Source organism: Brumicola blandensis (assembly GCF_031846165.1).
Taxonomy (GTDB): domain Bacteria; phylum Pseudomonadota; class Gammaproteobacteria; order Enterobacterales; family Alteromonadaceae; genus Glaciecola; species Glaciecola blandensis.
Window position 1 is genome coordinate 611,566 of the sequence record NZ_JAVRIE010000001.1, and the last position, 24,249, is coordinate 635,814.

Below are 24,249 nucleotides of genomic sequence, written 5' to 3' on the forward strand. Positions count from 1 at the left end.
GAGCAGATAAGTCTGCTCCTTTTTTGTATTTCTTATGACCCAAAATTACAGCGCTAATGCTTCCGCTGCATTTTGATAGGTCAAGCCTAAACTGTCGCCTAAAGCATCGACAACGGCTTTATAAGTCACTATTCCTTTGTGTACGTTCAAACCATTCAACAAATGCGGGTCATCAAGCATCGCTTGCTTAGGTCCTTTGTTCGCCAGGGCTAAACCGAATGGAAGCGTGGCGTTGTTTAATGCCATGGTAGATGTTCTAGCAACACCGCCTGGCATGTTTGCTACGCAGTAATGAACGACATCATCAATAATATATACAGGATCTTGATGAGTCGTTGCCTTAGAGGTTTCAAAACAGCCACCTTGGTCAATAGCAACGTCAACTAGCACAGAGCCTGGCTTCATATTTTTGATATGCTCGCGCGTTAACAGCTTGGGTGCGGCAGCGCCGGGAACGAGAACTGCTCCAACAACTAAATCTGCTCGAGATGAATAATAGTCAATCGCATCAGAAGTTGAAAAGACAGTGGTGAGGCGACCTTCAAAAATATCATCAAGCTCTCGCAACCGATTTAAAGAGCGGTCTAAAATTGTGACATCTGCACCAAGTCCCATCGCCATTTTAGCAGCGTTAAGCCCAACAACGCCGCCACCTATTATTAATACTTTGCCTGGTGCAACGCCCGGCACGCCACCAAGCAGAGTGCCGCTTCCGCCATTGGCTTTTTCTAGGTAATGCGCACCCGCTTGAATAGACATTCTACCTGCAACTTCGCTCATTGGAGCAAGGAGTGGCAAAGTGCCGCGGTTGTCGGTGACAGTTTCATATGCGATGCAGGTAGCACCAGATTCAACTAATAATTGAGTCTGTACAGGGTCAGGTGCTAAGTGTAAGTAAGTGTAGAGAGTTTGGCCTTCACGCAACATTTTACACTCGTTAGGCTGAGGCTCTTTCACTTTAACAATCATATCTGCGGTGGCAAAGATTTCTTCTGGGGTTTCAATCATTGTTGCGCCAGCAGCTAGATATAAATCATCTGTAAAACCAATTGACGTGCCAGCATTCACTTGAACAAGGACAGCGTGCCCATTATTTGTGAACTCTTGCACTGCGGCAGGTGTTAAACCGACGCGGTATTCGTGATTCTTAATTTCCTTTGGTACACCTACAATCATCTTATTTACCTTAGCTAAAAAATTCGATAGCAGTGTACTGTATTTTTTGAAAACAAAAATATCGAAGATTTTAACTTTCTGGTAGTATGTTTTGTACTTGGCAACAAAGGCGGTATAAAATGCTGGTTAAAACTCCCAAACATATTGATAGAATCGATAGAAAAATCCTGACAGAACTTCAAAATGATGGAAAGCTAGCTAACGTTGAATTGGCGAAGCGAGTAGGCTTAAGTCCAAGCCCCTGTTTAGAAAGAGTAAAGAGGCTAGAGCAGCAGGGGTATATTGTCGGTTATACAGCGAATGTCGATCCAGCAAAACTTGGGGCGGCAATGTTGGTGTTTGTCGAAATAACACTCTCAAAAACGTCGGTAGATATCTTTGCAGAATTTTCTGCGGCTGTACAGAGCCAGGATGATATTCAAGAATGTCATTTGGTGTCAGGCAATTTTGACTTCCTTTTAAAGGCTAGGGTTGCGGATATGTCCAGTTATCGAAAGTTGTTGGGAGATACGCTATTGCGCTTGCCTGGTGTGAGTGAATCACGAACCTACGTCGTGATGGAAGAAGTGAAGCATACAAACAAGATAAAAATTAACGATAAATAGCATTCATTCTGTGTTCAGTCATTTGGATTATGATATTCTTAGCACTGAAAACATATAATAAGAACTAAACATACAAAAGATGTAGGGAATATGGCGCGATTGTCCGGAACTCAGCGACTAATGGAAGTAGGCATGATGTTATCATGCGCCACTGCTTTCTTTTTATTGATCGCTTTAGCTTCATTTCACCCAAGTGACCCAGGTTGGTCTCAGGCGGGTTTACACAATGAAATTCAGAATCTAATGGGCTCAATGGGTGCATGGTCTGCTGACATCTTATTGTTTACCTTCGGCATTACCGCGTACGCTCTGCCGTTTGCCTTGGCGTTTTGTGGCTGGTTTATTTTCCTACACGTCAAAAGTGTCGCTAAGCTCGATTACCTCACTATTAGCCTCCGTTTAATTGGTGCCTTGTTCATGGTTTTCGGTTTTACAGGTATAGCAAGTATCAATTTCGATGACTTTTATAGCGTATCTGCTGGCGGAGCAATGGGCGATATTATCAGTACCGCACTCATTCCGCATTTTAGTTTTGTAGGCACAATATTGTTGCTTATCAGCTTTTTTTGTACGGGCTTTACACTCGCAACAGGTATCTCTTGGCTAACTATCATTGATAGCATTGGCTCGTTTACGATCAACCGAGCACTGGATGTTTATCGTTTGCCTTCTAAATTAAGTTCAGTGTCGCTGCCGGCTCTCAAGAAACCAGAGGCGCAAGGGCTTGCTGATATCGATGCCCATTTACCAAAAGAAAGTGAAACAGCCGAACTCAATATTACCGCGCTCCGGGCTGAGCCGGAACCAGAAGCAGCGGACTATTCGCAAGCAGAAGCGGCAACAGAAACAAATAACGATACACCTCAACGCACTGAGCCGAAGTTCCATATTCCTGATGCTGTATTTATGTCTGAGGAAGACGAACCCCTTGAAAATAAATTAAGCCCGTTTGAAGTGTCAGAGGAAGAAGATGAACCGCAAGTACAAAAACCAGAAGCACAGCGAATAAAGGTAGTACGAGCGTCAAAAAGTGTAGGGCAGGGCGGATTACGTGCAGAGCAAAGTATTCAGCCACCAACAATTAATCAAGGCGCTAACGCAGCCAAACCGGCAACAGAAAAGCCGGTGATGCCATCGTTTGACTTGTTAGAGAGAGCGGACAAGCATGAGAACCCGATCACTCAAGAAGAACTCGATCAGGTCTCTCGCCTATTAGAGGCCAAACTTGCTGACTTTAATGTCGTTGCAAAAGTGGTTGATGTGTTACCTGGTCCAGTGATTACAAGATTTGAACTCGATTTAGCACCGGGTGTGAAAGTCAGCAAAATAACGGCTTTGTCTAAAGATTTAGCCAGGGCGATGTCGGCTATCTCTGTGCGAGTTGTTGAAGTTATTCCGGGTAAGTCAGTGATTGGTCTGGAATTACCAAACAAACATCGCGAAATGGTGCGTCTCAGTGAGGTCATCGAAACAAAAGCTTTTCAGGCGAATGAATCACCATTGACGATGGTTTTAGGTGCTGATATCTCGGGTAAACCTGTTGTTGTTGATTTGGGTAAAATGCCACACTTACTGGTTGCTGGTACAACTGGTTCTGGTAAGTCGGTCGGTGTAAACGTCATGATTTTGAGTCTGTTGTATAAATCAACACCAGAAGATGTGCGTTTGATCATGATTGACCCAAAAATGCTCGAGTTGTCGGTTTATGAAGGTATCCCACATCTGCTTGCAGAAGTTGTGACCGATATGAAGGAAGCTTCAAATGCGCTTCGCTGGTGTGTTGGTGAAATGGAACGCCGTTATCGATTGATGTCTGCCTTGGGCGTGCGAAACCTGAAAGGGTACAACAAGAAAATTAAAGAAGCGAAAGCGAATGGTCAACCAATACTAGACCCATTATGGAAGTCTGAAGATAGCATGGAAGAAACGGCGCCAGAATTAGATAAATTGCCTAGCATCGTAGTGATAGTAGATGAATTCGCTGACATGATGATGATTGTCGGTAAAAAAGTAGAAGAATTGATAGCGCGTATCGCCCAAAAAGCAAGGGCTGCTGGTATTCATTTGATACTTGCAACGCAACGACCATCAGTTGATGTTATTACTGGGCTAATAAAAGCGAATATCCCTACGCGTATCGCCTTCCAAGTTTCTAGCAAAATAGATTCAAGAACGATACTCGACCAACAAGGCGCAGAATCGCTATTGGGCGCGGGTGACATGCTTTATAATCCGCCAGGAACAAGTATTACAACGCGTGTTCATGGCGCATTTGTAGATGATCACGAAGTACATGCTGTTGTTGCAGACTGGAAAGCAAGAGGTGAGCCACAGTACATTGATGAAATCCTAAATGGTGAGGCCACAGCTGAAGTATTATTACCAGGTGAGCAAGCTGATGGAGAAGATCAAGAGTTAGATGCATTTTACGATGAAGCTGTTGCATTTATTACTCAAACTCGAAGAGCATCAGTTTCTAGTGTTCAGCGTAAATTTAGAATTGGTTACAATCGGGCCGCAAGGCTCGTGGAACAAATGGAACAGAGCGGTGTCGTAAGTGCGCCGGGTCATAACGGTAATCGTGAAGTATTAGCTCCGCCTCCGCCTAAGGAATAATTAGTGAAAAACATTGCCATTTATCGAAAAACGATCGGAACCTTATTTGTTTTGCTCTCTTGTTTAAGTACTTCTGTTTTTGCACAAACGCCTATCAAGGCTGCAATAAGCGCGAAGGCTGAACTACAAGACATATTGTCTGACTTTTCATCGTTTCAAGCGACTTTTTCCCAACTCATAACCGACGCTGAAGGGGAAGAGTTGCAACGCTCCTCTGGAAATATTAGCTTGCTGACACCCAACAAAATTCGGTGGGAGACAAGCGAGCCGGATGAGTCCCTGTTAATCGCTGATGGCGAAACAGTCTGGAATATTGACCCGTTCGTTGAACAAGTGACCGTCATGGACCAAAAAGCCTTGACGGATAGCAATCCTCTTATGTTGCTAGTCTCAGACGATAACTCGCAGTGGGAGAAAGTTTCGGTAAGCAAAAACAAAAGCACTTTTACCGTTGTTTCCACTGATCCTGAAGCGAGTATCAGTCAGCTTGATTTAGTGTTTGTTTCAGGAAGCCTAAGGTCTTTAACTTCTTACGACCGGCAAGAACAGACTAGCTTATTAGTGTTTACTGATGTTAAGCAGAACCAAGGAATAATTGACGACACTTTCGGTTTCTCGGTACCCGATACTTATATCATTGATGATCAACGCACTAAATAATTATCTATCGTCATGCCTAGTGCCACTTATCAACCCTTAGCGAGTCTTTTAAGACCAGTTTCGCTGTCTGACTATGTCGGCCAAAGTCACTTGGTTGGCGAGCATGGTACCATTTCAAAAATGCTTGCGCAGTCCACCTGCTACTCTATGATTTTTTGGGGGCCACCCGGTACTGGTAAAACAAGTTTAGTGCATCTCATTGCTAAACAGTTAGATGCAGACGTTATAGAGTTATCCGCCATTAATGCCGGTGTAAAAGAGATACGTGCTGCCATTGGTGACAGTGACAACGTAGATTTATTTCAGAAACAAAAAGTCGTCTTTGTTGATGAAATTCATCGCTTCAATAAAAGCCAGCAAGATGCATTTCTACCTTATGTAGAAAGTGGCCATATTATCCTAATCGGAGCGACCACTGAAAATCCCAGTTTTTCTGTAAATCGAGCCTTGTTATCGAGAATGCGTGTTTTTATTCTTGAAAAACTTCAAGCAGAAGACCTAGAACAACTTTTCTCTCGTGCAATCAGTTTTATAAAAGCGCGTGATGAATCGACATTCGAAATTGATGATGAAGCTAAACAGGCTCTGTTAATGCACGCCAACGGCGATGCAAGAACCTTACTCATGTCAATTGAGATATGTGCGGATATGTTAGCCAATGAGTCACAAATAAACCTTTCGATGGTTCAAAAAGCGACTGGCTCGAAGGTACTTGCGTTCGACAAAGACGGTGATCATTATTATGACTTGTTGTCAGCCTTTCATAAATCTGTTCGAGGCTCTTCAGCAGATGGTGCTTTGTATTGGTTTGCAAAGCTCATTAGAAGCGGAGGGGATCCCTTAGTTATTGCTAGAAGGTTACTCGCTATTGCATCCGAAGATATTGGAAACGCGGACCCAAGAGCCTTGCAAGTGTGTCTAAACGCCTGGGACTTATATCATCGCGTTGGCCCAGCAGAGGGAGAGAGAGCACTAGCACAAGCTGTTATCTATTGTGCATTGGCACCAAAAAGTAACGCAGTGTATAAAGCGTTTAAGGCAGCAATGAAGGCAGTCGAGAACCATACAGATGGCGAGGTACCAGTGCATTTACGAAACGCGCCAACGGCCTTAGCCAAAGAAATGGGACACGGCAGTGGATATCGTTATGCGCACAATGAACCACACGCTTATGCAGCAGGCGAAACTTATTTGCCTGATGCTTTAATCGGTGAGCGTTTTTATGAGCCCAGTGATCGTGGTCTAGAGAAACAATTAAAAGCGAAGATGGCGTTTTTACGTTCCTTGGATGAACAACAATGATGGGAAAACTCATCTTGATTGATAGGATGTAGACTCATGTCACAGATACAAATCTATCTGTTTGTAGCAGTCGGCGGTGCATTAGGCGCATGTTTGCGTTATTTTGTCACACAAATTGCATTGAACCTATTGGGAAAGGGCTTTCCATTTGCTACCCTTGCGGTCAATGTGGTCGGTTCATTCTTTCTTGGGCTGGTATATTCTTATATTCAAGGCAGTACTAATGATACCGAAGGCTTACGAGCGCTTGTGATGGTCGGAATCTTGGGTGCTTTTACCACTTTTTCAACATTTTCGTTGGAAACTATTTTACTCATTCAACAAGGCGATATACTTAAAGCCGGTTTGAACTTATTACTCAACGTGGTCGTTTGCCTATTGGCAGTGTGGGCCGCACTATTATTATTCAAAGGATAGTATAAAAAATGTTAGATCCTCGTTTGCTCAGAAACAATTTAGATGAAATTGCCGAAAAATTGAAACTTCGAGGTTACACTTTAGACGTTTCATCCTTGACTGAGCTTGAAGATAGACGCAAATCACTGCAAGTAGCCACACAAGAACTACAAAATGAACGAACCGTGCGTTCAAAAGCCATTGGCAAAGCCAAAGCATCTGGCGAAGATATAGCGCCTTTATTAGCCGAGGTAAGTGGGCTTGGTGAAAAGCTAGAGGAAGCAAAAAGTAGCCTCGAACAAGTAATGAACGCGCTAAATATTATTTATCAAGAAACACCGAATATTCCTGCAGAAGAAGTCCCTTATGGTAAAGACGAAAATGATAACCAAGAAGTCTTGGTATGGGGTGATATTCCAAGCTTTGATTTCGAAGTACAGGACCATGTAGATGTTGCTGCTGGCTTAGCAAATGGTTTGGACTTTGAGACCGCCGCTAAGCTGTCGGGTTCACGTTTTGTTGTCATGAACGGCCCTGTCGCTAGAATGCACAGAGCACTAGCTCAGTTCATGCTAGACACACATACTCAAGAGCATGGCTATCAAGAAATATATGTGCCATATCTCGTTAATTCAGACAGTTTGTACGGTACTGGTCAGTTACCTAAGTTTGGTGAAGACTTATTCCACACCAAACCTGCGACTGAAGAAGGTCAGGGGATGTCATTGATTCCGACGGCTGAAGTGCCGTTAACGAATATCGCAAGAGACGAGATTATTCCTGAAGGTAGTTTGCCAATGAAAATGACAGCACACACCCCATGCTTTAGGAGCGAAGCGGGCTCATATGGTAGAGATACGCGAGGACTTATTAGACAACATCAGTTTGATAAAGTTGAAATGGTTCAGTTAGTTCATCCGGAAGTATCTATGCAAGCCTTGGAAGAGTTGACGGGTCATGCTGAGACTATCCTACAAAAATTAGGTTTAGCTTATCGCAAGGTACTATTGTGCACCGGAGATATGGGCTTTGGTTCTACTAAGACATACGATTTGGAAGTATGGTTGCCGGCCCAAAATACGTATCGCGAGATTTCGTCATGTTCAAATATGGGTGATTTCCAAGCACGTAGAATGCAAGCAAGATACAAATCTAATGAAATGAAAAAGCCTGAATTCTTACACACATTGAATGGTTCGGGTTTGGCTGTTGGTCGTACTTTGGTGGCGATACTGGAAAATTACCAACTTGCTGATGGTAGTGTGAAAGTACCGGAAGCATTGTTGCCTTATATGAATGGCGTTGAAACCATTCTAGCAAGCTAGAAAATACTTACTTGCTTATAGACATTTAGCAGGCTTGGGTAAGCCTGCTATTTTAGTTGCTTGCTTTGCTGGACCTTTCGGAAACAAACGCTGCACATATCTACTATTACCAACGTCCGGGCCAAATTCAGCGCTCAATGATTTAACCAATACTCTTATTGCTGGACTGGTTTCGTATTCTTCATAAAATTGACGAACAAAACGCACTACCTGCCAATGCTCAGCTGTAAGTTCAATATTCTCTTGTTCAGCCATTTTTTCAGCTAAGGCTTCGTTCCATTCTGTGTGGTCCACTAAATAGCCATTCCCATCTAGTGCGATATCTTGACCATTGAATTTTATACTGCTGTTCATGTGCAACCTGATGATTTGTTTGAGAGTAAGATAATAGAATGTAAATTATACCGTAATAACTGGCGTATTCTCTATGCTTAGTGAAACCCAATCTTCATAAGCAATTAGTTTAACTTTTGCAGTGTCAGGCAGGCCCGCAAGCAAATAGTCATCTCGCAATACAAGAACACGAGCGCTGGGGAACATTTGACGAATGGCTATATGGTGATAAATAGCATCACCAATACACAAAATAGTGGTTTTGCAAAGAGGGTCATTATCAGTTTTGCAGGCACTATCATCGATTATCGATTTGAGTTTGTTCAGGTCCTTAGAAGAAAAATTAATTAACATAAATCATTCTCAATCTAGTAAATGCATGATCAGAAAGTAAGTACATGAACGCTATCCCTCATCAGTGCTTCGAGTGTCGATTGTGGAATCACTTCAGCAATCGTTTGAGACTCAATTATGTCCGAAACGAGCGTGTTGTCGTCCGTGGGTGTCACAACATAAAGTGCTTCAATGTCGTAGAGCTCAAATGCTTTAAGTTGTTTGTAAATTGATTTTCGTTTTTGTTTGCCGCTGTCTGCATTGCTAGCGAGTTGGTAAGCCCCATCATGAAGAAGTACGAACGAAACGCTCAAGCCAGTATTACTAGCACCTAATGCAGCCTCTATAGCGTCCTGTGCAAAGTTGGAAAAGTAGGGTGCATGAGTAGATAGAATCAGTATTTTACCGGAAATCAAAATTGGATACTCACTAGTGTCGGTTCATTTTGATGTAGTGCTGAAAAGTAGTCTGCCATACCGCAAACTGAAAAAGCCTCAGACACACTTTCTTGTTGATTTCCAGCACTAACGAGACCTCGCTTTTCAGCAGCGGTTATACAAAGGTTGAGTGCGGCTCCAGAAATGCGCTTGATATCTATCCATTGGGCTAGTAGAGGAGTCTCTCCGCTGACGGGTAATGCATGACAATTGGCATGGTTAACACCATCGCCATAAAAAAATATCTGTTGAATTTGATGACCTGCAGCCATAGCGGCCTGACAAAACTTGATCGCATGTCGGCCATTGATGGAATTGAGAGGTGCCGTATTTACAAAAATCACGAAGGTTGTCATGGCTGAGTCTACTTTTTGCCTTACTGTCAGGAGTAGTATGGCGTATAAACTTGATTGTTGAAACAAAAACACCCCTAAAAAGGGGTGTTTAAACATTTATAGAACGAAGTCTACCTTAATCATCGCCACCAAAAGCATTTAGAAGTGCAAGTAACGAAGTGAATAGATTGTAGATATTCAAATACAAGGCAACGGTGGCCATGATGTAATTAGTTTCACCACCTTTCACAATGCGGCTCGTGTCATACAAAATGAAGCCCGACATGATGAATACAATTACCGCGTTGATCGCTAGGTGAAGCGCTGGGATTTGGAAAAATAGGTTAGCAATGATCGCGATGAGTGCGAACACTAAACCTATCGTTAAAAAGCCACCCATAAAGCTGAAGTCTTTCTTACTAACTAAAGCATAACCTGAAAGTGCTACAAAGATGATAGCTGTTGTGCCGAACGCTTCCATGATTAATCCTGGATGCCCAACATTCAAATAGTAAGTTAGCAATGGACCTAAGCTTGCGCCCATTAGACCAGTGAATAAAAACACCAAGCCCAAGCCGGCTGTTGAATTAGCAAACTTAGATACAGCAAATAAAGAAGCGATAGCGGCAATGAACAATCCTATTCTAGCGCCAAAGCCCAAATTCATGTTCATTGTTATCGCAGCACATATGGCACTGAATACTAATGTCATGGACAAAAGCAAATAAGTATTTTTCAATACTTTATTAACCTCAATCGCCGACCGAGTGTCGGAAGTTGAGTAAACTGAACGTTGTTCCATTTTTACGTCTCCACCTTAATTAATAATTGAGTAAATTGCTGGGGTATTTCTTAGGTACTTTGTATGGTGTTTAGTTCCAAATTTCAAGTCATTTCTCTGTGATTAGGTATACATTTATACGAAACGGGTGAAATTTGGTCAAACGATCAAAAAAATTAAAATATTTCTTTGTAAAGACTTTACAACAGCCTATTTCATCCTTAATATGCGCACCTCTTACGGAGAGTTGGCAGAGTCCGGCTGAATGCACCTGACTTGAAATCAGACGAAGGGTCAAACCTTCCGGGGGTTCGAATCCCTCACTCTCCGCCACATTTAAAGCCCTGACCTTTGGTCGGGGCTTTCTCGTTTTAGAACTTCAATATATCCAAGCCAATATTATCGCTTTAGCTTTCTATTATCTATTCCATTATGCACGCTTTTGTAAGATACTCATTAAGTTAACGTGACATACTTTTAATAAATAATAAGAAATTGAGGCTCCTACGTGATCAAGATTTTATTGGTTGATGACCATGAACTCGTCAGGACAGGGATCAGTCGTATACTAAATGATGTGAATGATTTTGAAGTCGTCGCTGCTGTGGGCAGTGGTGAAGATGCGGTGGATCATTGCAGAAAAGCGGCGCCAGATATCATAATGATGGATGTGAGCATGCCAGGTATCGGTGGATTAGAAGCCACTCGAAAAATACTGCGCTTTTGTGAAGATACCAAGGTTATATGCCTTTCAATGCATAAAGAAAACCCAATCCCTACCAAAATAATGCAAGCAGGTGCACATGGTTTTCTGACAAAAGATGCCGAGCCGGCTGAAATGGTAAATGCAATTTACAAAGTATCAGCAGGTCAACGTTATATTTCCGCTGAAGTTGCCCAGGAACTCGCTATAGGTGTTACGAATCCGAATAACGACAATCCTTTTGCTAGTTTATCCGACCGGGAACTAGAAATTACATTAATGCTGACGCGTGGTACTCGTGTACCTGAGATCGCTACAAACTTAAATATTAGTGCTAAGACAGTCAATACGTATAGATATCGTATGTTCGATAAATTAGGCGTACAGTCCGATGTTGAACTGACCCACCTAGCATTGCGCCATAAGCTAATTCAAACAGAAGTGTAATGACCGACGGAACACCTTTCAATTCCGAAGCCTTTTTAAAGAACTTGAGTTCCAAACCTGGCGTTTACCGTATGTATAACGCTAGGGATGAAGTTATTTATGTAGGTAAGGCGAAGAATTTAAAAAAACGCGTTTCTTCCTATTTTAGAAAGAACGTTGATAGCGTAAAGACTCAATCACTAGTAACACATATAGCGAAAATGGACGTTACAGTAGTTTCTAGTGAGACCGAAGCGTTTCTCCTTGAAAACAACTTCATAAAAAAATATCGTCCTCGTTATAACGTGGTCTTACGAGATGATAAATCTTACCCTTTTATTTTTCTGTCGGAACACAAACATCCCAAATTAGGTTTTCATCGGGGCACGAAGAAATTAAAAGGTACCTATTTTGGGCCGTATCCGAGTGCTTGGGCGGTGCGAGAAAGTCTGCGGTCGATGCAACGCATTTTCCCTATTAGGCAGTGTGACGATAGTTATTATCGAGCGCGCAGCAGACCTTGTTTACAGTATCAAATGAAAAGGTGTTCAGCCCCCTGTGTTGAGGGGTATGTTACTGAAGATGAATATTCAGAGCAGGTAAATCTAGCCACCTTATTCCTCAAAGGCAAAAACAATGAAGTGATCGGCACGCTGGTTGGCAAAATGGAAAAAGCCAGTGAGGCTCTTAATTTTGAAGCTGCAGCTCGCTACCGAGACCAAATTAGCGCGTTAAAAAGGGTACAAGAACAACAGTTTGTTACCGGCGAACAAGAAGAAATGGACGTATTTGGCTATGCATTCAGAAATGGATTAGCCTGTGTCCAAGGGCTTTTTATACGCGATGGACAACTTCTGGGAAGCAAGTCATTCTTCCCAAAAATTCCCAAAGGCATTGATGCTGACAGCACGTTCCAGTCATTTATTTTGCAATTCTACTTGGCCGGCAACAAAACCATTCCGAAACAAATTGTATTACCGTTAAAATTTGAAGAGTTTGAAGAAGTCGAAAAAGTCCTCAGCGTAGAGGCTGGACACAGAGTGCGTTTTTACACTGGAGTGCGAGACGAAAAACGACAATACCTCCAGTTAGCGAACAAAAACGCTGACAACGCATTAGAAACACAACAGAATCAGCAAAAATCGATGTTTGCCCGATTTGTCGACCTTGAAAAACTGATTGAGAGAGACACACCGATTCAGCGGATGGAATGCTTCGATATTAGTCATACTTCAGGTCAACAAACGGTAGCCTCTTGTGTCGTATTCAACCGTGATGGTCCGTTAAAGGCGGACTATAGAACGTTTAATATAGAGGGGATAATACCTGGGGACGACTATGCTGCTATGGCACAGGCGTTGAGGCGGCGGTATAAAAAACCAAGTGAAGAAGCCAAGATACCCGATATACTCTTTATTGATGGAGGAAAAGGACAGCTGTCTCAAGCTGAGGCCCACTTTGAAGATTGGCCTTCGGAATTCAAACCCACCTTGATTGGTGTTGCAAAAGGGACATCTCGAAAACCTGGCTTAGAAACCTTAATTTTGTCTGGATCGTACGAAACGATTCCTATTGAAAGTGATTCACCGGGTTTGCATTTGATTCAACATATTCGAGACGAATCTCATCGTTTCGCAATATCGGGGCATAGAAATCGTCGTCAAAAAGTGAAAAAAACATCTACGCTTGAAGGGATTCCGGGTGTAGGTCCTAAAAAGCGCCAAGCTTTATTAAAATATTCGGGTGGTTTACAGGGCCTTAAAAAAGCCAGCAAACAAGAAATTAGCAAAGTTCCTGGGATTAGCGACGATCTGGCCGATATCATTTATGATTATTTGCATTCTTAACGCTTGTCATCTGCTATGATTAGTTATTGAAACGAGCAGTAAAGTAAGGTTTTTAGTATATATGTGGACAATTCCCAATATCATCACCATTTTTCGGGTTCTTCTTATCCCTGTATTCGTGGTGGTATACTTCTTAGATTGGCGCTGGGCACAAGAGCTTGGTGCGTTTATTTTTTGGCTTGCGGCGATCACCGATTGGTTCGACGGCTATCTTGCCCGTAAGTTAAAACAGTCCAGTGCTTTTGGCGCGTTCCTCGATCCTGTTGCAGATAAGTTAATTGTTGCAGCCGCTTTGTTGATGGTCACCCACACTTACGCTAGTGTTTGGATTACTGTACCAGCCATCGTTTTGTTGATGCGTGAGATATACGTGTCAGCGTTACGTGAGTGGATGGGGCAGAACGGGAGCTCTGCTACCGTTAAGGTATCTTTCATTGGTAAGTCGAAAACAATGGCGCAGATGTTAGCGCTAATTGGCTTACTTTCCGGTCTAGAGTATTTTATGGGCTTCCCAATATATTGGGTGACGCTTGGTAAGATTTTATTATACTTCTCGGCGGTTTTATCGCTTTGGTCAATGGTTGCCTATACTCGAGCTGCCTGGAAAGATTTATCTAAGTCATAGGAAACTAAGACAAAAGCCATTGTTTTGGCTGTTTCAGTGTAAAATAACCACGAACTGTACAATTTTTAATAAAACAGAATATTTCTTTGCTATTTGGTGTTGACACCTTTCATTTTGAGGGTAGAATGCACCCCACATTTCAGAGCGGGAATAGCTCAGCTGGTAGAGCACGACCTTGCCAAGGTCGGGGTCGCGAGTTCGAATCTCGTTTCCCGCTCCAATTTTTGATTGACGAAATGTAATCAGTAACAAGGTAACATTGTTGCGGCGGAATGGCAGAATGGCTATGCAGCGGATTGCAAATCCGTGGATCTCGGTTCGACTCCGGGTTCCGCCTCCAACCTTGCCAAAGAACGTTGTAACATCAGTGCCCGGGTGGTGAAATTGGTAGACACAAGGGATTTAAAATCCCTCGTCGGTAACGACGTGCCGGTTCAAGTCCGGCCCCGGGCACCATTCCTCTTATTTTTAAAGGCTTTAAGGCCTGTTATTAAAAAAACACACCATAAAACATACCATCAAGTAAATTGTGAATTCAGGTGCAATTTTCTTTTTATATGTCATCATGTTTTTATTACATTAATTTAAAGACAAACCTAATAATGAATGAAGACGATTTAGAAAAAGAAATAGAAAGGTTAGATAAGCAAATTAGCAAAGCTGAGGCTATGATAGATTATCAAAGAAAGCATAAAGCAAATATGAGAGTATCCCCAGAACAAATATTTGTAAAAACGGCACGAGAAAAAATAAGACAGCTAGATTCGCAGTTAAATGACTTGAGGCGAAAACGTTAGCTCTTGACTGCTTTGCATTTGATGAGCGTAAATATAGTATCTCAATATAAATAACATGGAGTAGTTGAAATGAAACTATTATTAGCGTTAGCTTTACTCGTCTTAACCTTTTCCTCTAAAGCTGGGTCGGGAAACGAACTATATGAACAATATTTGATTTATCAGGGTGCTATAAAGGGTGAGAGAACATCCATTGAAGATGTTTCAAAAGGCGCGCATTACATGGGTTATGTATATGGGGTCGCTTCAACCTTGTCCGCTGATGGCAAAATTTGTATACCTGAAAACGTGACTACTGCACAGTTAGCTGATGTTGTGGGGAAGTTTCTTGATGATTCTCCAGCAATTAGAAATAAAGAAAGCATAGTCCTGACTTATGCTGCTCTATTGTCGTCCTTTCGTTGCGAAGAAGAATAACCATCCATGGCTCGGTTCTTTAGAGTGTATCTGGGTCAACTCTATTTTCTAATGCTTGAGCGTCAGTAAAACCATTTACAGCACCATTTAATTTATCGTAATACTTCGTTAGGTGTCTTGCATGGTTCTCGCTGCGCTCTATCTCTTGTCGTTTTGTCTCTAGCTCTGGCATAAGCTTGTGCAAAGATGACATTTGAAGCTCTTTCATTTCTGAATTATTTAGCTTGAAATAATCTGCGGGGAATTCATTACTAGCTTGAACATATCGGATATCCGATTCCATTAAGCTTTTAGCGCTATCTTTTTTGTCTCTTAAATCCATCGCCAAGACTAAGTTAACTAACTTGTCTCCACTTTTTAAAGTGCTATCAATCGTATCTTGATAAAGGGCTTTTTCGGACTGAATGACCTCAAACGCGATACCTAACGTTTCTGCTAATTCACTGTCTATTTTCTTTGATACTTTTGCATAGAGTGGGGCTTTTTCGGAGCGAACTCTGCTTGTATCGTTTTTGATGTTTCTAACCTTTTCTACTACTGAGTTGAATTGGTTATTAAAAACACCAGACAATGATTGGAGTTTAGGTATTACACGATTGTTCGTTGTTGCTGAGCTAACAAGCCCGCTTTCTATCAGTTGATTAATATCCATGGTTCTATTCCTATAGTTATACAAATTCAAAGAAACTTTGGTCTATCTTTCCGCGTGTTCGTCTTTGCGCGCAAACATACGCTAATCCCGCTACAGCATTGGCTAAGTCGTCGTGACCCCTAGGCGGATGGTCGATACTATCTTTACCGCCTCTCGTGGTTCGCCTTTCAAGGTTTACTAGCTCGCTCTGTAATTGCTGGTTAGGTGGTAGTTCAATCTTTTCTGAGTTAAGCAACGGTAAAAGGTCGCGGTAAAGCTCGTTTTTATTCTTGGTAGACGTGTTATAGCGAACATGCCTTTTTTGAAATTGCTCTCTAGGCCACATACCCGCATACGCATCACCATACACAGTTTTCACTCTGTAGGGCTTCAATTGATCACAAACAATATTTGTTACTAGTTCGGGTGAAAATGGCGCGGGGTGAGAATGAACAAAATCGACAATGATAACTTCATTTTCAATATGCCCAATAGCAACGGTAAAAGCGTCAGCGCTGCCACCACTTGGATCAACAAAAGCAAAGTAAGTATTATTATAAATTGGGGCAATTTGAACAGGTGAATGACGCGTACAACGCTCAAGCACATCAATTGAAATATAGCTTTCAATATCGCCTCTAAATTCGGCTAGGTATTCAGCAGACGCGCTCGCTTTATCCTCTTTTAGCGCTTGCTCTACAACGCTAGTCGGTAAAGATGGATTCATAATCAAACTAGGCGCTTTGGCTACTAATACGTTTGTATCTTCTCCAAAGTACCGCTTGAAATTGTTCCATAACACGCCTTTACGCGCATAAGGTGAACTAAGGGCGATTAACTTACCATTTAGCGTAGCTAGAGACGGTCTTACCGCGCTTATGATTTCTCTATCTGGATTCGCTCCATCTGAATAGAAAAAGGCTATTTCATCAAGAATTACAGCACCAACTGTATAGCCTCGAATGCCTCTATGGTTAGCGGTCATGATTTCAATAATGCACTTATTGTTAAGCTCAATACTATCGCTCGACTCATTGATTACCATTGAACGTAGCATAGGGTTTTCAAGTAGTAAGCCTTGAATATAACGCATCACTGAGCGAGCCTGTTTTCTGTCGCTTGCCACTACCATAATAGTCGCTAGTTCGCCTTTGCTTAGTTTGTCTTTGTGTGTGTTAAATATGGCTTCATACACAGCGAGTAAGGCCGCCATTTGTGATTTTCCACCACGTCTACCTATGACCATCCAAAGCTCGTCACAAGGGGTTTTAGGTGGCTTTCTATTGGTCAGTTTGCGAAAGGTTTTGTTATCGGTTTTAAGGCCATAAAAGCCAGCAAGTAGGGCTTTCCAGTTGTTCCATGTTTCGCTAGTAAACTGAGTGCCTAGAATTTCTTGATCTTCCATGAACTCAATAATTGAAATCATGATTTAGCCTTACTTGATAGATACTCTGTTATATCCTTTGTATGCTTAGCCTTTGCTAGTCCTAGCTTAGAATACAAGCCCTGTAAGCTATTGGTCGCTTGTACCCATTTGCCTATGTCTAGTTCAAAGCCTGTTGCTAACAATCGCTCTTGGTCAGCAAGCCAATATTCAAGCCATAATGCGCGCTCAACAAGTGAGCGCTGCTGGTAACTTAGTGCATCTGTACCGCCTAGGTCGTAGGTCAGTGCATCAAAGCGCAGACGCATAACCTGAGCGATACCAGTTCTACCGTCTAGTTCATCTAACCAGCCGTTTTGAAAGCTAAATGGCACTGCTTTTGATTTTGGCATTACCCACCTATTTACTGTCTAATATAGGGGTAATTGTAATATGTTAGCGGTTTTAATGGTGTGCTTTATGGTAGGTAAATAATCCATATACGTCTAAGGTCAATAAATATATGCAATATGTAGCCTGATGTCGGCTTTTAACTGTTGGTGATTTCGATTTTTAAGGGTAGGGGGCGCATATATCGAAATTTGTTCGCCCAAAAGAAAAAGCCCCAACATACGGTTAGGGCTTAGTATCGAGCGGCCATTGCAATACGTTATAGCCGAAAGACAAGCATATAATAATCGTTAGCCTTGTCTTGTGTAACTGTACCTCGGGCTAGTTTTCTTCTGTATCTATTATGCCAAATTCTTTCTCGATAGTTATTTTTACGCGGCGGAAATCTAATTCATATTGTGAAAGTTGGGTAATCATTTCATCACGTACAAACTGAGTAAATTGCAACTCTGCCATAAAAATAAGACACTTCTCGCATGTTGTGGGTAGACTTTCGTATTTCTGCATCACACCATTTAGCGCTAATGATTTCAGAAGTTCTAATACAGAGTTCTTTACCCGTTTAGTGAATGAGGGGATTGGATCTCTTATCGCGTCATCTAATGCTAAATCAACTTCTATTAAATGACTTAGAAGAATATAGGTTTTCTGACGATCATTTTCTTTTTCTTTTTTTTTATTTCCGTCAATAGTGAACAGAATTGCTATTAACGACAATATTGCGGCTATCGCTGCAGCGCCTGCACTTACAATGCTAGCCCAGTCTGCTGTGCTTAGTGTGTTCGATATTTCTTGAGCTTCCATGACTTTCCTTAGTTTTTATTTAGGCTTGATAGCAAATAGATTGCTATATACATTCTTACCTTTTTATTTAATTGTGCAATGTGGGTATTTAAAAAATATAGAATATTTAATATTTTTAGGAAATTAAAGAATTTAAGAAAATATAAGAAATAAAGCAATGGCGGGCTTCTTAGCTTGATTGGCAGACTCAATTAGGTTGTTATTTTACTTATTTAATTGGTAAAGCTTTTGCTCCTGAGCTTTTAATATTTTAATTTCTCAAATTTTCTAATTTTCCAGAGTGCGGGGATTAACAGAATCTAGTGCATAAAAAAGCCCTGCATAAAGCAAGGCTAATTCATTACACGTTAACTTATTCACCATACTTAACTTGTTCATAGGTTAGCGCATCATCTCCACTATAATCAGTGATTAGTCGATAAAGATAGCTATGCTTTTCTCCTTTGCGTTTCGACCATCTGTGGCCCTTGGTCCAATCTTTTCCAGTGTGCGCATTTAATGCTCTAGTAACGCGTTCTTTGGAAACACCCGAAAGTCGGTGAGCGGTTTCGATTAAATCCGTTTTTGGCATTTCTCCACTCTCGAGTGCCTCCTTTATTGCATCAATAATCGACGCATTTTTGTCTAATCTTTCTTGTATTTGTACCAGACTTTTTGCTAGTTGCGCTTGTTGCTCACTAACTCTGCTTACTGAGGTCAGCAATGCTGAATAGCCACCGTCGGCATTAGTTACCTTATTTAAATATTTGAAAGCTGCATCTTGCTCTACATCACCACGACTTTTAATATTCTCAAAGACGACTGTCTTATATAAACCGTCGCTTCCTTCTGTAACATCTATGGTATAAGCGCAATCAACATCATCAACGATATCACTAGTGCCTGAAAAAACGACTTTCCCATCATTGTCGCGGTTCTTGTTAGTGTGGGCTAATAGGATCATAGTGCCGCCTTTGCTAACGAATCCGCGCATGACTTTGCCGAAGTCACTCGACACCTTCTTGTCCATAATGTTTGTGAACTTCTTTAGTGTATCTAGAATAATTACCTTACCTTGGCATTGATCAATTCTAATCATGGCATCCATATATTGACTAAACTCATTTACGTTGAAGCCGTTAAAGCCAGGTGCAAGCATATTGAACTTATATTTTTCTGCAATTTCTAGTTTAGTCACAATACCTTTGAAGTTGTCATCAGCATTGACATAGAAAACATCCTCAGCGTTAAGCTCACCGCTTTTTATGCCTTCACAAATTAGATGAATGGTGAGTAATGTTTTACCGCTGTTAGGCTTTGCATAAAGTGCTGTTGCTTGTCCGAGAATCGCTATACCATTCAGTACAAATTTGTCATCTAACATTTGTTGCCTCATTTCTGATGAACTGCCGTTTAGGGAAAATGAACCAAAGTCGAAAGGCATTGGCGTAACGCCTCCTTTTAGTCTAATTGGTTCAGGTTGTGCTTTTGCCTCTGCATAGTCTCTTTGCCTTTGCTTTTGTCCATCTCTATCGAGTTCATTAGCATAGTGTTGAATTGCCGCTGAAACATCTCCATCGTGCTTTAGGCAACACAAAACATCAAAGGTATCTAATGAATGTCCATCGTGATTCAAATTCGATAGGGGATCGCTGTCGCCATGATGTGAGTAAAGCCTTTCTCCATCAAATATATGAACACCAGCGCAGCCAGTTGTGCTGAAAGGTGAAAGATAGGTTTTGCCATCCTTTTTATAACCAAATGAGCTTATGACCGTTTCTATGTCGTAGGCTTCATTTACCATGCTTATTATGCTGTCATTTGAGCTATGGCCTTTTTTAGGTTTCATACTGGCTTGTGTAGCGACTAGCTTTTTCTGTGCTTCTTTTTCCTTGTACGCTTTGATTGCTTCCACCAATAAAGAGCTTTCAACTTCTGTATCAAGGTAGGCTAAATCATTCTTAATTATGTAGTCATAAGGTGCGGTTTTACACACTTTATTAGGTGCAAAAAATACTTGTTGTGGTCTTGTTTGTGCCGCATCAGCATTCATTAATAAGGTGATTCCAATTGATAAGACACTAAACTTTTTACAGTCTATTGGCTTTGACAAAGGAATAATGACTTTCCAACGGTTTCCAGTGATACCATTTTTGTCTTGCTGGTGTGAGCTTGTTGTAAACGCAATATAGTTAATATTGAATTCATCATACTTTGAACAAAGCTGCTCTCTGTTTAGGTCATCATCATCATGATCTACAACTATCGCGTGATACTTAGCGCTCAAAGCATCTTTTTTCGTTTTGCCATTCGCTAAATAGGGAGTAATCGCTTGAGCTTTTGACTTTGAACCAACAGACGGTTTTTTAGCCTTACTAATAAAGCTGTCTAGACTGATTTTCTCAGTGGGGGCTTTGTCGCTCAAGTTTGTATACAAGGGTAGTTGTAGCATATACTTTGATTGCTGATTATCTTGCGTTTGCGCGTTTGATTTCGGTTCGTCCTGAGTACCAGTTGCCGCTGGTACTTGGGCATCTATTTTGTTATTCATTATCAGAATCCACCTTCTTTTTATTATTTGGGATTTCGTTCTTAACAAGTCTGAAATATTGTCTACGATATCTATGAGATGCGTTTTTAAGACTCATAACTCAGCCTTTTGGCTTTCTTTCGATTCCCATTTTTCCAAATCTTCTAATTTCCATCTTGTAGATGTTCCGTGAAGTTTGATTGGCTTTGGTATCTTTCCTTCTTTTACGCGCAACCATACTGTAGATATTGCGATGTCATAGCGATGAGCGATAGATTTAACTGAGAGAAATTGCATATAAATAGACCTTATTGAATAGATTGTGACTGATTTCACAAATCAAGGTCTAAGGATATTAGTTTTATGAATTCAAATTCAGAACTCTAATAGGGCACGTATTAAAGTGCCTAAGAATTATGTTCCTTTTGTATTTCTTTTTATCCAAATATTCTTTACATTGCACTGTATACTAAACACCTCGAGAAGAATTATTTGTGTTATGTTGCATACTGTTTCTGGGTAGTCATCATTATGTATAGGAGGCCCAAAGCCTTTTCCACGTGCAACTGAGTGGCAAATGATAGTGTTGCGAATAGGGTTCAAAGTTTTTGATCCTGCTTTATTTCTTGGTCGTTTTTCTTTGTTTTGTAGTACTTTCCTACCAAATTCCTCCAAACCTTTTGATTTTTCTAGGTGCTTGCCTGCTAGGTAGCAGCAAAAATCAAATGTAAGGGCATCTTCTTTTGCTGTCTCAATATATTTCAGTATTTCATCTTCAGAGTAATTAAACTCGTCAACATATAGATCGTCATCAAAGGGGTCATATCCCTCGAGCGCTGGTTTAATATATTTACCAACATTACATTCGGCTAAATATTGAATTACCGCATTGGCAACTTTCCTAGCCTCATCTGATAGGGGAGTACAAATTTTGACGTATGCTTGTTTTTGTTTTTCGCTTAAATTATCCATTTTTTGCTTTCCCTTTCTCTACATCATCACTTGTTTTTTGTTCACAATATTCCGCCCATTCTTTCATTAATGGTCTACGCTCTTCAATTAGCGCATCTCTTGCATAGGCCGCTCTCGTGCTGTCATTGTTGACATGAGCTAAAGCTAGCTCGGTTAGGTCATCATCAAAAGGTTGGTGATTAAACTTCACGTATTGTCTAGCCCAGTCTTTAAAAGTACTTCTAAAACCATGCGCAGTAACATCGTATCCAATACGTTTTGGTACTTTTGAAACAGTAGCATCCGTTAATACACCGTCTCGATTGCTAGGGAAAATATATTTAGATGTTCGGGGCATTCTTTCTAAGATAGATAAAGCAGATTGGCTTAGCGGTATATTGTGATCTTTTGGGTTCTCGCCTTTCATTCTTTTAGCTGGAATTTTCCAGATAGCCTGTTCAAAGTCAATTTCTGACCATAAAGCTCCTCTCATTTCACTAGAGCGAGTACCTGTTAATATCCCAAAACTAAGAACCTTTGCACCCATCCAATCTTGTTGAATAAGTTTAGACCAGAATATTGGTAATTCTTCGACAGGTAGTGCTTTATGGTGCTTAGTCTTACTGACTTTTTGTGGAGCAGGGAGAAGTGTTTTTAAACCACCATCCCATCTAGCTGGGTTTAGCTCCTTATAAATACCTCTTGCAATTGCAATATCAAAAACATGACCAACATAAATTCTCAGTCTATTGGCTGTTTCTGTTTTTGTGTGCCATATGGGATCTAGCATGGCTTTTATAGCATTTAAGTCTATATCTTGAACTCTGATCGCACCAATCGCAGGATAAGCGTAATTATCAAACATACTAGTTAGCTTTCTTAGTTGTTGAGTAGTTTTAAATTCACTTGAGCGCTTCTCTATGTATTCAGAAGCTAATCTTTTGAATGTATAGTCAGAATACTCAGCTACTTTAGCTAGGGAGCGTCTTTTTAAGCGTTCTTCTACTGGATCGTACCCATCTAGTCTGATCTTTCTTTTTAACTCAGATGCATCATGCCTAGCATGAGCTAAGGAAACTTCAGGATAGCCACCTAATCCGATTGATTTTCGCTTTCCATTGATAACAGTTCTCAAAATCCAACTGGCTCCATTGGGTGGTTTTATTTGAATATTTAGACCTGATACTCTCCCTACTGGGTACATTCCGTCTTTGTCGATTGTTAGCAGGGCTTTTACTTCTTTGTCTGATAATTCCTTTGCAACTTTTGGCATACCATTATACCTACCATAAAAAATTAGATTTAAGTGTATGATATAATATGGATATAGACAATGAATATTTACGATGGCTTTGTATTTAATGGGATTGATGGGTGGTTATGTATTTATATAGACAGTTGAAAAGAGTTGGCCCCGGGCACCATTCTTTTTTATATAATTCATTTACCTACACATACTATTGCATTTGGCATATTTGCCGTCTTACGTATTTTAAAAAGTACACATCTCCGTCTTTTCTCGATATTATCAATGCCTTTGAGCATCCCAGTCATCACAGCAAAGGAATATTGCTATGCAGACAATCATTCAACCAAAGCAATTACTATCATTGTTAGAAGATGAATTACCTGAAGTAGCAGAAGTAAAGTCACCAAAGATATTGTTCACCAGCATGAAGAAGGCGCCGGCATCAAAACCGGGCATAGTGCTATCGAACGATGCCTACATTCCTCAATCCATATACTTCGATTTTGAAACGTGTTTTGTTGATGGTAATTCGGCTTTAGAGCATATGATGCCGCCTGTCGCTATATTTGAGAACGAAATTGCAAAACTGGGTTTGGAAATGGACGATGAAATCGTTGTTTATGACGATTTTGGTAATTTTTGCGCCTCTCGTGTTTGGTTCATGCTGACATCAATGGGCTTCTCTAAGGTAAGAGTGCTTCAAGGTGGTTTACCCACATGGCTTGAGCTTGCTTACCCAACTCAAGCAACACTCACCAGCCCAAAGCCATCGTTCGTAAAAGTAAACCTTCAAGTTAATCGACTAATGAAATTTGTGGATAGTGACTTCATGCTGTCCATCATAAATAAGCGGTCTGGTTTCGAACGAATACAAATTGTAGATGCAAGAAGCGTAGGGCGTTTTGAAGGCACTGAGACTGAGCCAAGAGCTAATATGAGGTCAGGGCATATGCCTGGGGCGTCGAGCTTGCATTACGCTCGCCTGCTAGAGCACGGGATGTTCAAGGAAAAATATGTCTTACAAGATATGTTTGTTGAAGCGGGTGTTGACCTTAACTTACCCATTGTTACATCTTGTGGTAGCGGAGTGACAGCATGTATCCTGGCTCAAGCGTATTATGAATTAGGGAACCGAGAGATATATGTTTACGATGGCAGTTGGTCAGAGTGGGGCGCGAGTGATTCGTTTCCTATAGAAAAATTATAAAAAGGATAAG

At 41.1% G+C, this 24,249-nt stretch carries 26 protein-coding genes and 4 tRNA genes; 16 read left to right on the plus strand and 14 right to left on the minus strand.

Annotation, left to right across the window (positions count from 1 at the left end; all coding sequences use genetic code 11):
- Positions 1-45: 45 nt before the first annotated feature.
- Entirely contained in the window at positions 46-1,176 is a 1,131-nt protein-coding gene (ald, locus tag RM544_RS02615; RefSeq protein ID WP_311360219.1) for an alanine dehydrogenase, read from the minus strand.
- A 119-nt stretch (positions 1,177-1,295) separates the two neighbouring features.
- Here ald and lrp point away from each other — a divergent pair, with 119 nt between their 5' ends.
- The 6 genes from lrp to serS all read left to right on the plus strand — a co-directional run bounded on the left by lrp (position 1,296) and on the right by serS (position 8,080).
- Positions 1,296-1,781: a leucine-responsive transcriptional regulator Lrp gene (gene lrp, locus RM544_RS02620; protein ID WP_311360220.1), complete on the plus strand. Its 486-nt coding sequence runs from the start codon at positions 1,296-1,298 to the stop codon at positions 1,779-1,781.
- A gap of 90 nt (positions 1,782-1,871) precedes the next feature.
- Positions 1,872-4,397, plus strand: coding sequence for a DNA translocase FtsK (locus tag RM544_RS02625; RefSeq protein ID WP_311360221.1), 2,526 nt, complete (start codon positions 1,872-1,874; stop codon positions 4,395-4,397).
- 3 nt (positions 4,398-4,400) lie between these two features.
- On the plus strand, positions 4,401-5,057 hold the full coding sequence (lolA, locus tag RM544_RS02630) for an outer membrane lipoprotein periplasmic chaperone LolA (RefSeq protein WP_311360222.1): 657 nt from the start codon (positions 4,401-4,403) through the stop codon (positions 5,055-5,057).
- A gap of 12 nt (positions 5,058-5,069) precedes the next feature.
- Positions 5,070-6,359, plus strand: a complete 1,290-nt coding sequence (locus RM544_RS02635; RefSeq protein ID WP_311360223.1) for a replication-associated recombination protein A — start codon at positions 5,070-5,072, stop codon at positions 6,357-6,359.
- Positions 6,360-6,395: 36 nt separating this feature from the next.
- Complete coding sequence (gene crcB, locus RM544_RS02640; RefSeq protein WP_311360224.1) at positions 6,396-6,776, plus strand: fluoride efflux transporter CrcB; 381 nt, start codon at positions 6,396-6,398, stop codon at positions 6,774-6,776.
- An 8-nt stretch (positions 6,777-6,784) separates the two neighbouring features.
- Positions 6,785-8,080, plus strand: a complete 1,296-nt coding sequence (gene serS, locus RM544_RS02645) for a serine--tRNA ligase (protein WP_311360225.1) — start codon at positions 6,785-6,787, stop codon at positions 8,078-8,080.
- 15 nt (positions 8,081-8,095) lie between these two features.
- Here the strand turns inward: serS and RM544_RS02650 are convergent, their stop codons facing one another.
- Genes RM544_RS02650 through RM544_RS02670 form a run of 5 tightly spaced genes read right to left on the minus strand, consistent with a single transcriptional unit; the run spans position 8,096 to position 10,320 of the window.
- Positions 8,096-8,434 (minus strand): TusE/DsrC/DsvC family sulfur relay protein, encoded by a 339-nt coding sequence (locus RM544_RS02650; RefSeq protein ID WP_311360226.1) that lies wholly within the window; start codon positions 8,432-8,434, stop codon positions 8,096-8,098.
- 45 nt (positions 8,435-8,479) lie between these two features.
- Positions 8,480-8,767, minus strand: coding sequence for a DsrH/TusB family sulfur metabolism protein (locus RM544_RS02655; protein WP_311360227.1), 288 nt, complete (start codon positions 8,765-8,767; stop codon positions 8,480-8,482).
- 29 nt (positions 8,768-8,796) lie between these two features.
- The gene (locus tag RM544_RS02660) at positions 8,797-9,162 is read right to left on the minus strand and encodes a DsrE family protein (protein ID WP_311360228.1); all 366 of its coding nucleotides are present in this window, start codon (positions 9,160-9,162) and stop codon (positions 8,797-8,799) included.
- On the minus strand, positions 9,159-9,605 hold the full coding sequence (tusD, locus tag RM544_RS02665; protein ID WP_311360229.1) for a sulfurtransferase complex subunit TusD: 447 nt from the start codon (positions 9,603-9,605) through the stop codon (positions 9,159-9,161). The genes RM544_RS02660 and tusD overlap by 4 nt, the downstream gene beginning before the upstream one ends.
- A 49-nt stretch (positions 9,606-9,654) precedes the next feature.
- Positions 9,655-10,320, minus strand: a complete 666-nt coding sequence (locus tag RM544_RS02670; RefSeq protein ID WP_311360230.1) for a Bax inhibitor-1/YccA family protein — start codon at positions 10,318-10,320, stop codon at positions 9,655-9,657.
- Between the two features lie 220 nt (positions 10,321-10,540).
- Here RM544_RS02670 and RM544_RS02675 point away from each other — a divergent pair.
- The 9 genes from RM544_RS02675 to RM544_RS02715 all read left to right on the plus strand — a co-directional run bounded on the left by RM544_RS02675 (position 10,541) and on the right by RM544_RS02715 (position 15,114).
- A tRNA-Ser gene (locus tag RM544_RS02675) sits at positions 10,541-10,632 on the plus strand.
- 175 nt (positions 10,633-10,807) lie between these two features.
- Entirely contained in the window at positions 10,808-11,449 is a 642-nt protein-coding gene (gene uvrY / locus RM544_RS02680) for a UvrY/SirA/GacA family response regulator transcription factor (RefSeq protein WP_311360231.1), read from the plus strand.
- The gene (gene uvrC / locus RM544_RS02685; protein ID WP_311360232.1) at positions 11,449-13,275 is read left to right on the plus strand and encodes an excinuclease ABC subunit UvrC; all 1,827 of its coding nucleotides are present in this window, start codon (positions 11,449-11,451) and stop codon (positions 13,273-13,275) included. Before uvrY ends, uvrC begins: the two co-directional genes overlap by 1 nt.
- A 61-nt stretch (positions 13,276-13,336) precedes the next feature.
- The gene (gene pgsA / locus RM544_RS02690) at positions 13,337-13,900 is read left to right on the plus strand and encodes a CDP-diacylglycerol--glycerol-3-phosphate 3-phosphatidyltransferase (protein WP_311360233.1); all 564 of its coding nucleotides are present in this window, start codon (positions 13,337-13,339) and stop codon (positions 13,898-13,900) included.
- 144 nt (positions 13,901-14,044) lie between these two features.
- A tRNA-Gly gene (locus RM544_RS02695) sits at positions 14,045-14,120 on the plus strand.
- Positions 14,121-14,166: 46 nt separating this feature from the next.
- Positions 14,167-14,240, plus strand: a tRNA-Cys gene (locus tag RM544_RS02700).
- Between the two features lie 29 nt (positions 14,241-14,269).
- A tRNA-Leu gene (locus RM544_RS02705) sits at positions 14,270-14,356 on the plus strand.
- Positions 14,357-14,502: 146 nt separating this feature from the next.
- A complete protein-coding gene (locus RM544_RS02710; RefSeq protein ID WP_311360234.1) occupies positions 14,503-14,697 on the plus strand; it encodes a hypothetical protein in 195 nt (64 codons plus the stop codon).
- A 69-nt stretch (positions 14,698-14,766) separates the two neighbouring features.
- Positions 14,767-15,114 carry a Rap1a/Tai family immunity protein gene (locus RM544_RS02715; RefSeq protein WP_311360235.1) on the plus strand — a complete coding sequence of 116 codons (348 nt, stop codon included), beginning with the start codon at positions 14,767-14,769 and terminating at the stop codon, positions 15,112-15,114.
- 19 nt (positions 15,115-15,133) lie between these two features.
- On the opposite strand, the gene RM544_RS02720 is transcribed toward RM544_RS02715, so the two are convergent.
- The 8 genes from RM544_RS02720 to RM544_RS02755 form a co-directional block, all read right to left on the minus strand.
- Positions 15,134-15,766, minus strand: coding sequence for a hypothetical protein (locus tag RM544_RS02720; protein ID WP_311360236.1), 633 nt, complete (start codon positions 15,764-15,766; stop codon positions 15,134-15,136).
- 16 nt (positions 15,767-15,782) lie between these two features.
- On the minus strand, positions 15,783-17,171 hold the full coding sequence (locus tag RM544_RS02725; protein WP_311360237.1) for a hypothetical protein: 1,389 nt from the start codon (positions 17,169-17,171) through the stop codon (positions 15,783-15,785).
- Entirely contained in the window at positions 17,168-17,521 is a 354-nt protein-coding gene (locus tag RM544_RS02730; protein WP_311360238.1) for a hypothetical protein, read from the minus strand. Before RM544_RS02730 ends, RM544_RS02725 begins: the two co-directional genes overlap by 4 nt.
- 319 nt (positions 17,522-17,840) lie before the next feature.
- Entirely contained in the window at positions 17,841-18,323 is a 483-nt protein-coding gene (locus tag RM544_RS02735) for a hypothetical protein (RefSeq protein ID WP_311360239.1), read from the minus strand.
- A 352-nt stretch (positions 18,324-18,675) separates the two neighbouring features.
- A complete protein-coding gene (locus tag RM544_RS02740) occupies positions 18,676-20,853 on the minus strand; it encodes an AAA family ATPase (RefSeq protein WP_311360240.1) in 2,178 nt (725 codons plus the stop codon).
- Between the two features lie 93 nt (positions 20,854-20,946).
- Positions 20,947-21,129: a helix-turn-helix transcriptional regulator gene (locus RM544_RS02745; RefSeq protein WP_311360241.1), complete on the minus strand. Its 183-nt coding sequence runs from the start codon at positions 21,127-21,129 to the stop codon at positions 20,947-20,949.
- A 117-nt stretch (positions 21,130-21,246) separates the two neighbouring features.
- Positions 21,247-21,804, minus strand: coding sequence for a hypothetical protein (locus tag RM544_RS02750; RefSeq protein ID WP_311360242.1), 558 nt, complete (start codon positions 21,802-21,804; stop codon positions 21,247-21,249).
- Complete coding sequence (locus RM544_RS02755; protein ID WP_311360243.1) at positions 21,797-23,056, minus strand: tyrosine-type recombinase/integrase; 1,260 nt, start codon at positions 23,054-23,056, stop codon at positions 21,797-21,799. The genes RM544_RS02750 and RM544_RS02755 overlap by 8 nt, the downstream gene beginning before the upstream one ends.
- A 301-nt stretch (positions 23,057-23,357) precedes the next feature.
- Between RM544_RS02755 and RM544_RS02760 the strand changes: the two genes are divergently transcribed.
- Positions 23,358-24,239 (plus strand): sulfurtransferase, encoded by an 882-nt coding sequence (locus RM544_RS02760; RefSeq protein WP_311360244.1) that lies wholly within the window; start codon positions 23,358-23,360, stop codon positions 24,237-24,239.
- Positions 24,240-24,249 lie beyond the last annotated feature (10 nt).